1 protein-coding gene and 2 pseudogenes are annotated in these 7,689 nt (G+C 75.8%); all 3 read left to right on the top strand.

Translation table 11 applies throughout. The features are described 5' to 3' along the window. Positions 1-573, top strand: a pseudogene (locus IH13_RS45030) (AMP-binding protein); the annotation flags it as partial. Position 574: 1 nt separating this feature from the next. After that, a pseudogene (locus IH13_RS38560) lies at positions 575-6,392 on the top strand (amino acid adenylation domain-containing protein); the annotation flags it as partial. Continuing rightward, the coding region (locus IH13_RS0127385) for a condensation domain-containing protein (protein ID WP_031088652.1) at positions 6,389-7,689 on the top strand (1,301 nt) is incomplete at its 3' end. The pseudogene IH13_RS38560 and the gene IH13_RS0127385, both read left to right, overlap by 4 nt.

The raw sequence follows: 7,689 nt of genomic DNA, 5'->3' as shown, positions 1-7,689 counted from the left end.
GCCGCAGGCCGGTCGTCGTGGTGGACCGGGCCGGCCGGGTCCTGCGGGGCGCGCCCGGACGGCCCGCCCGTCCGGCCGCCGTGCCGGGCCCCCGGTCCCTCGCCTACGTGATGTTCACCTCCGGCTCGACCGGACTGCCCAAGGGCGTCGGTGTCACCCACGCCGACGTGGCCGCGCTCACGGCGGACTCCGCCTGGCGCGGGGGTGCCGCCCGGGCGGTGCTGATGCACTCGGCGTACGTCTTCGACGCCTCCACCTTCGAGATCTGGGCCCCGCTCCTGAACGGCGGCCGGATCGTGGTCGCACCGGAGGGCATCCTGGAGGCCCGTGCCCTCGGCGACGCCGTCCACGAACACGGGGTGACGGCCGTCTTCCTGACGACCGCCCTGTTCAACGTCATCGCCGACACCGGTCCGGGCGCCTTCGCCGGTCTCCGGCTGGTCTGCGCCGGGGGAGAGCTCGCCTCCCCGGACGCCATGCAGCGGGTCGCGGGTGCCGCGCCCGGCGTGCGGGTCCTGCACGTGTACGGGCCCACCGAGACCACCACCTTCGCCACCCGCCACGATGTGGCGGNGGCGGCCGACCTGCCCGCGGGCCCGCCGCCCATCGGCCGCCCCCTGGACGGCATGCGCGCCTACGTCCTCGACGCCTGCCTGGGCCCGGTGCCGCCGGGCGTCGTGGGTGAGCTCTACCTCGCCGGACACGGCGTGGCGCGCGGGTACACCGGGCTCCCGGGCCTGACCGCCACCCGCTTCGTGGCCGACCCGTTCGACCCGGCCGGCGGGCGCATGTACCGCACCGGCGACCTCGTGCGGTGGACCCATGACGGGCGGATCGCCTACGTCACCCGCGCCGACGGCCAGGTGAAGCTGCGCGGCCACCGCATCGAACCCGGCGAGATCGAGGGGGTGCTCGCCTGCTGCGAGGGCGTCGCCGACTCCTTCGCCGTCGTACGCGAGGACACCCCCGGCGACCGCCGGCTCGTCGCGTACGTGGTGCCCGCAGCCGGGGCCCGCCCCGACCCCGGGGAGCTGGCCCGGGCCGTCGGCCGGTCCCTGCCCGCCTACATGGTGCCCTCCGCGTTCGTCCTGCTCGACGCGTTGCCGCTGACCGTCAACGGCAAGGTGGACCGGCGCGCCCTGCCCGCGCCCGGGCAGCACGCCCCGGTCCGCGGACGCGGTGCCCGCACCGCCCGCGAGGAACTCCTGTGCGGGCTCTTCGCCGACGTGCTCGGCCTCGACGGGGCGGGAACCGACGACGACTTCTTCGCGCTGGGCGGGCACTCGCTGCTCGCCACCCGCCTCGCCGCGCGCATCCGGACCGTCCTCGGGGTGGAGGTCCAGGTGAAGGCCCTCTTCGAGCACCCCACACCGGCGGCCCTCGCCGCCGCGCTGGACGGGGCCGAGGAGGGCGCCACCCCGCTGCGGCGCGCCCCGGTCCGCCCCGACCCGCTGCCGCTCTCCTCCGCCCAGCAGCGCCTGTGGTTCCTCAACCGGTTCGAGGGGCCCAGCGCCACGTACAACGTGCCGCTCGTGCTCCGCCTGGAGGGGCCGCTCGACGCGGGTGCCCTGGAGAGCGCCCTCGCGGACGTCATCGAACGCCACGAGAGCCTGCGCACCGTCTTCCCCGACACCGACGGCGTGCCCCGCCAGGCCGTCCGCGACGCGGAGGGCGCCGACCTCGACCTGACGCCCCGTTACACCGAACCCGCCCGCCTCGACGAGGTGCTGGCCCTGTCGCCGGTTCGGGCACGGCTGCTGCGGCTCGGCGCCGAGGCCCACGTCCTGGTGCTGCTGGTCCACCACATCGCCGGTGACGGCTGGTCCCTCGCCCCGCTCGCCCGCGACCTGGGCGAGGCCTACCGGGCGCGTACCGAGGGTGAGGAGCCGCCCTGGACCCGGCTCGCCGTCCAGTACGCCGACTACACCCTGTGGCAGCGCGCGCTGCTGGGCGACGAGGACGACCCGTCCAGCCGGGCCGCCCGGCAGCTGGACTTCTGGCGCACCGCCCTCGCCGGCGCCCCCGAGCTGCTCGAACTGCCCTGCGACCGGCCACGGCCCGCCGTCACGGCGTACCGGGGCGACGCCTTCCCCTTCGCCGTCGGCGCCGACACCCACCGGGCCCTCGCCCGGCTGGCCCACAGCCGCGGGAGTAGCCTCTTCATGGTGCTCCAGGCGGCCCTGGCGGTGCTCCTGTCCCGGCACGGCGCCGGTGAGGACATCCCGCTCGGCACCGCGGTCGCCGGACGGACCGACGAGGCGCTCGACGACCTGGTGGGCTTCTTCGTCAACACCCTCGTCCTGCGAACCGACCTGACCGGAGACCCCACCTTCGGCGAAGTCGTCGACCGGGTGCGGGACTTCGACCTCGCCGCCTACGCCCACCAGGACGTGCCGTTCGAGCGGCTGGTGGACTCCCTCAGCCCGGCCCGCGCCCAGAACCACCACCCGCTGTTCCAGACCATGCTGGTCCTCCAGAACCAGGCGGGCACCACCGTGGACCTGCCGGGCCTCACGGTGTCGCACCAGCCCGTACACACCGGGATCAGCAAGTTCGACCTGACGTTCACCTTCAGCGAGACATTCGACGACGGGGGGCGGCCCGCGGGCCTCGACGGCGTCCTGGAGTTCTCCACCGAACTCTTCCTCCCCGCGACGGCGCACGCGCTGGCCGCCCGGCTGACCCGGCTGCTCACCACGCTCACCGCCGACCCCGGTGCCCGCGTCCACGCCGTCGACGTCCTGGACCCGGCCGAACGGCGGGGCGTCGAGCGCGCCGCGTACGGCCCGGCCGGACCCGTGGCCGCACGCACCGCGCCCGAGGCGTTCCGCGCCCAGTGCGCCCGTACGCCCGACGCCGTCGCCGTACGCGGCGACCGCCACCTCTCCTTCCGCGAACTCGACCGGCTGTCCGACGACCTGGCGTACCACCTGCACGGCAGGAACATCGGTCGCGGCGACCTCGTCGCGGTCTGCCTGGAGGGCACCGCCGACCAGGCCGTCGCGATGCTGGCCGTCGCCAAGGCGGGGGCCGCCTGCCTCCCCGTCGACCTGGGGTACCCCGAGGCGCGGATCGCCCTCATGCTCGACGACGCCCGCCCGGCGCTGCTCCTCACCCACCGCGCCGCACGCGCCGTACCGTCCGTGCCCCGCCTCACGCTCGACGACACCGCCGCCTGGTCCGCCGGACGCCCGGTGCCGCCCCTGGCCGCCCCCGACCCGCGTGACGCGGCGTACGTGATCTACACCTCGGGCTCCACCGGGCGCCCCAAGGGCGTCGTCGTCACCCACGCGTCCCTCACCAACCACATGGCGTGGATGGCCCGCCACCTCGCGCTCACCGACGACGACCGGGTCCTCGCACGCACCTCGCCGAGCTTCGACGCCTCGGTCTGGGAGACCTGGCTGCCGCTCCTGCACGGCGGTTCCACCTGCCCCGTGCCGCCCGCCGCCAACCACGACCCCGCCGGGCTGCTGGCCCGCATGCGGGACGCGGGGGTGACGATCGCGCAGTTCGTGCCCTCGCACCTCTCGGTCGTCCTCTCCGAGACCGCCCCCGGCGAGGCGCCCGCGACCCTGCGGGCCGTCCTGTGCGGTGGCGAACCCCTGCCGTGTGCCCTGGCCACCCGGGTCGGGCGCGACTGGGGGGCCCAGGTGCACAACCTGTACGGGCCCACCGAGGCGACCATCGACGCCGCCGCCCACCGCCACCGGCCCGAGGAGACCGACGCCCCGGCGGCGGACGGCGTGCCGCTCGGCCGGCCCGTCGACAACACCCGCGCCTACGTGCTGGACGCGGGCCTCCGGCCGGTCCCGCCGGGTGTCACCGGGGAGCTCTACGTCGCGGGCGACGGCCTCGCACGCGGCTACCTGGGGCGCCCCGGCCTCACCGCCGCGCGGTTCGTCGCCGATCCGTACGGCCCCGCCGGGGACCGCATGTACCGCACCGGCGACCTCGTGCGCCGGGACGCCGGGGGACTGCTCACCTATGTCTCCCGCGCCGACGACCAGGTCAAGCTGCACGGCTTCCGGATCGAGCTCGGTGAGATCGAGGCCGCCCTGACCGCGCTGGACACCGTCGACGCCGCCTGTGTCCTCGTCCGCGAGGACCGGCCCGGGGAGCGGCGCCTGGTCGCGTACACCGTCGCCGCCGGGCCGGACGGCGCCCCGGCCGAGGGCGAGGTGCGCGCGCACCTGGCCTCGGTGCTGCCGCCGTACATGGTCCCGGCCGTCTTCGTCGCCCTCGACGCGCTGCCGCTGCTGCCCAACGGCAAGGCGGACCGGCGGGCCCTGCCCCGCCCGGCGCGGCCCGGGCCCGCCCGGCCGGGCGGGGAGCCGCGCACCGCGGAGGAACGCGTCGTCCGCGACGTGTTCGCCTCCGTCCTCGGCGTCCCCGGCGTCCGCACGGACGACGACTTCTTCGCGCTCGGCGGCGACAGCATCCTCTCCATCCAGCTCGTCAGCCGCGTCCGCCGGGCCGGGCTCGCCGTCACCCCGCGCGACGTCTTCGTGCACCGCACGCCCGAGGCCGTCGCGGCCGTCGCCACCGCGCTCGACGGGACGGCCGCCGCGCCGGCCGGGCAGGGGACCGGGGAGATGGAGCCGACGCCCATCGCCGCCTGGCTGCTGGGGCGCCCCGGCCCCATCGACGGCTACAACCAGTCGGGGGTGCTGCGCACCCCGGCGGGCGCCGACGAGGAATCCCTCGTCGCGGCCCTCCAGCTCCTCGTCGACCACCACGACGTACTCCGGCTGAGGACCGGCCGCCGGCCCGGGGGTGATGCCGTGCTGGAGGTGCTGCCCGCCGGCACCGTGCGGGCACGCACCCGTCTCACCCGCCTCGACGTGACGGACCTCGGCCCCGAGGACGTCCGGGCCGCCCTCACCGTGGCGGGAGAAGCGGCCCNCAGGGGACCGGGGAGATGGAGCCGACGCCCATCGCCGCCTGGCTGCTGGGGCGCCCCGGCCCCATCGACGGCTACAACCAGTCGGGGGTGCTGCGCACCCCGGCGGGCGCCGACGAGGAATCCCTCGTCGCGGCCCTCCAGCTCCTCGTCGACCACCACGACGTACTCCGGCTGAGGACCGGCCGCCGGCCCGGGGGTGATGCCGTGCTGGAGGTGCTGCCCGCCGGCACCGTGCGGGCACGCACCCGTCTCACCCGCCTCGACGTGACGGACCTCGGCCCCGAGGACGTCCGGCCGCCCGCCCGCCGAGGGGAACGTGGTCGAGGCCGTCTGGTGCGACGCCGGACCGCACGCGCGCGGGCGGCTGCTGCTGGTCGTCCACCACCTGGCCGTCGACGCGGTCTCCTGGCGCATCCTCGCCGACGACCTGGCGACCGCCTGGCACACGGCCACCCACGGCCCCGGGACGGCGCTGCCCCCGGTGACCACGTCCTACCGGCACTGGTCCGGGCTCCTCGCCTCCCAGGCGCGCGAGGCCGCCCGCGAGGCGGAACTCCCGCTCTGGGAGGCCGCCCTGAGCACCCCCGACCCGCAGCTCGGCCACCGGCCGCTCGACCCCGCCCGGGACACGGCCGACCGGACGCGCACCCTGGTCACCCATCTGCCGGCCGCGTGGACGAAGGACCTGCTCACCACCGTGCCCGCCGCGTTCCACGCGGGAGTGGACGACGTCCTGCTCACCGCCCTCGCCCTCGCCGTCCGCTCCTGGCGCGGGCAGCGGGCCGGCGCCACCGGCACGGACCTGCCCGGTGACACCGGTGTCCTCCTCGACCTGGAGGGCCACGGCCGCGAGCAGATCGCCGACCACGTCGACCTCTCCCGTACGGTCGGCTGGTTCACCAGCCTCTACCCGGTCCGCCTCGACCCGGGACCCGCCGAGACCCGCGACCCGGCACGCCTGGACGCCGCCCACGTCGAACGCGCCCTCAAACGCGTCAAGGAACATCTGCGGACCGTCCCCGACCACGGTGTCGGCTACGGGATGCTGCGCCACCTCAACCCGGCGACCCGCGCCTCGCTGGCCGGCGCACCCCAGCCCCAGATCGGCTTCAACTACCTCGGCCGGTACCCCGCCCCGCCCGGGGCGGGCGACGGCGGTGCCGACTGGGAGGTGCTGCTGGACGGCGGCGGACCACGCAGCCAGGACCCCGGGATGCCCGTCCACCACGTCCTCGACATCAACGCGCACACCGAGGACCGTGCCGACGGCCCCCGCCTGGTGACCCGGTGGACCTGGCCCGGCGACCTGCTGGAGGAGCCGGACGTGGAGGCGCTGACCGAGGCCTTCACCCGCGCCCTGCGCGCCGTCGCCGAACTCGCCGAACGACCCGACGCGGGCGGCTGGACGCCGTCCGACCTCCCTCTGGTCTCGCTCAGCCAGAACCAGATCGACCGACTGCAGAACAAGTGGGGTGGACGCAAGTGACCGACTTCCAGCTGGAGGACGTACTGCCACTGACGCCGTTGCAGGCAGGCATGCTCTTCCACGCGCTGTACGACTCCCACGACGTGGATGTCTACACCGCGCAGTTCGTCCTCGACCTTGAGGGCCACGTCGACACCACCGCCCTGCGGGCCGCCGTCGCCGCTCTGCTGCGGCGCCACGCCAATCTGCGGGTCGGCTTCCTCCACGAGGGCCTGGACGAGCCCGTGCAGGCCGTCGCACGCGAGGTACCCGTACCGCTGGAGGAGCTGGACCTGAGCGGGGCGGGCGGGGAGGGCACGACGGAGGAACGCCTCGCCGCGTTCCTCGCCGCCGACCGCGTCCGCCGCTTCGACCTCGCCTCCCCGCCGCTGATGCGCTTCACCTGTGTACGCACCGCACCGGAACGCCACCGGCTGGTCATGACGAGCCATCACATCCTGCTCGACGGCTGGTCGATGCCGCTCCTCGTGCGGGAACTCTTCGAGCTGTACGCGTCCCGGGGGGACGACCTGGCCCTGCCGCGCGTCGCCCCCTACCGCGGCTACCTCGCCTGGCTGGCCCGGCAGGACCGCGCCGCCGCCCTGGAGGCCTGGCGCACCGCCCTGGCCGGGGTCGAGGCGCCGACCCTGCTCGCCGGTCCGGGGGGCGCCGCGCGCTCCGGCTCCGCCGACCTGCCCGCGACCCTCGTCCTCGACCTGGGCGAGCCCGCGACGCGCCGGCTGCGCGAGCAGGCGCGGGCCCACCGGCTCACCCTCAACACCCTGGTCCAGGGCGCCTGGGGCCTCCTGCTCGCCCACCTCACCGGGCGCCCCGACGTCGTCTTCGGCACCACGGTGTCCGGCCGCCCGCCGGAGATCTCCGGCGTCGAGTCGATGGTCGGCCTGTTCATCAACACCGTGCCGGTACGGCTCCGCCCGGAGCGCGGCGAGACCCTCGCGGCGCTCCTGACCCGGCTCCAGGACGAACAGGGCGGACTCCTCGGCAGCCAGTACGTGGGACTGACCGAGATACGCGCGGTCACCGGCCTGGACGAACTCTTCGACACCCTGGCCGTGTTCGAGAACTACCCGCTGGACGCCGAGGCCCTGCGCACCGCGCAGCAGTCGCTGCCCGGCCTCGCCGTCACCGGGATCAGCGGCACGGACGCCGCCCACTACCCGCTGACCCTCACCATCGCCCCGGGCGACGCCCTGCGCATCACCTTCGGCCACCGGGCCGACGTCCTCGACCACGACGAGGTGACCCGCGCGGTCGCCCGTATGCGACGGCTGCTGACGGTGATGGCGGACGGGCTCGA

This window comes from Streptomyces sp. NRRL WC-3549 (assembly GCF_000721935.1).
GTDB lineage: Bacteria > Actinomycetota > Actinomycetes > Streptomycetales > Streptomycetaceae > Streptomyces.
The sequence above is the reverse complement of the archived record's forward strand: the minus strand, read 5'-3'. Positions and strand labels throughout refer to the sequence as shown.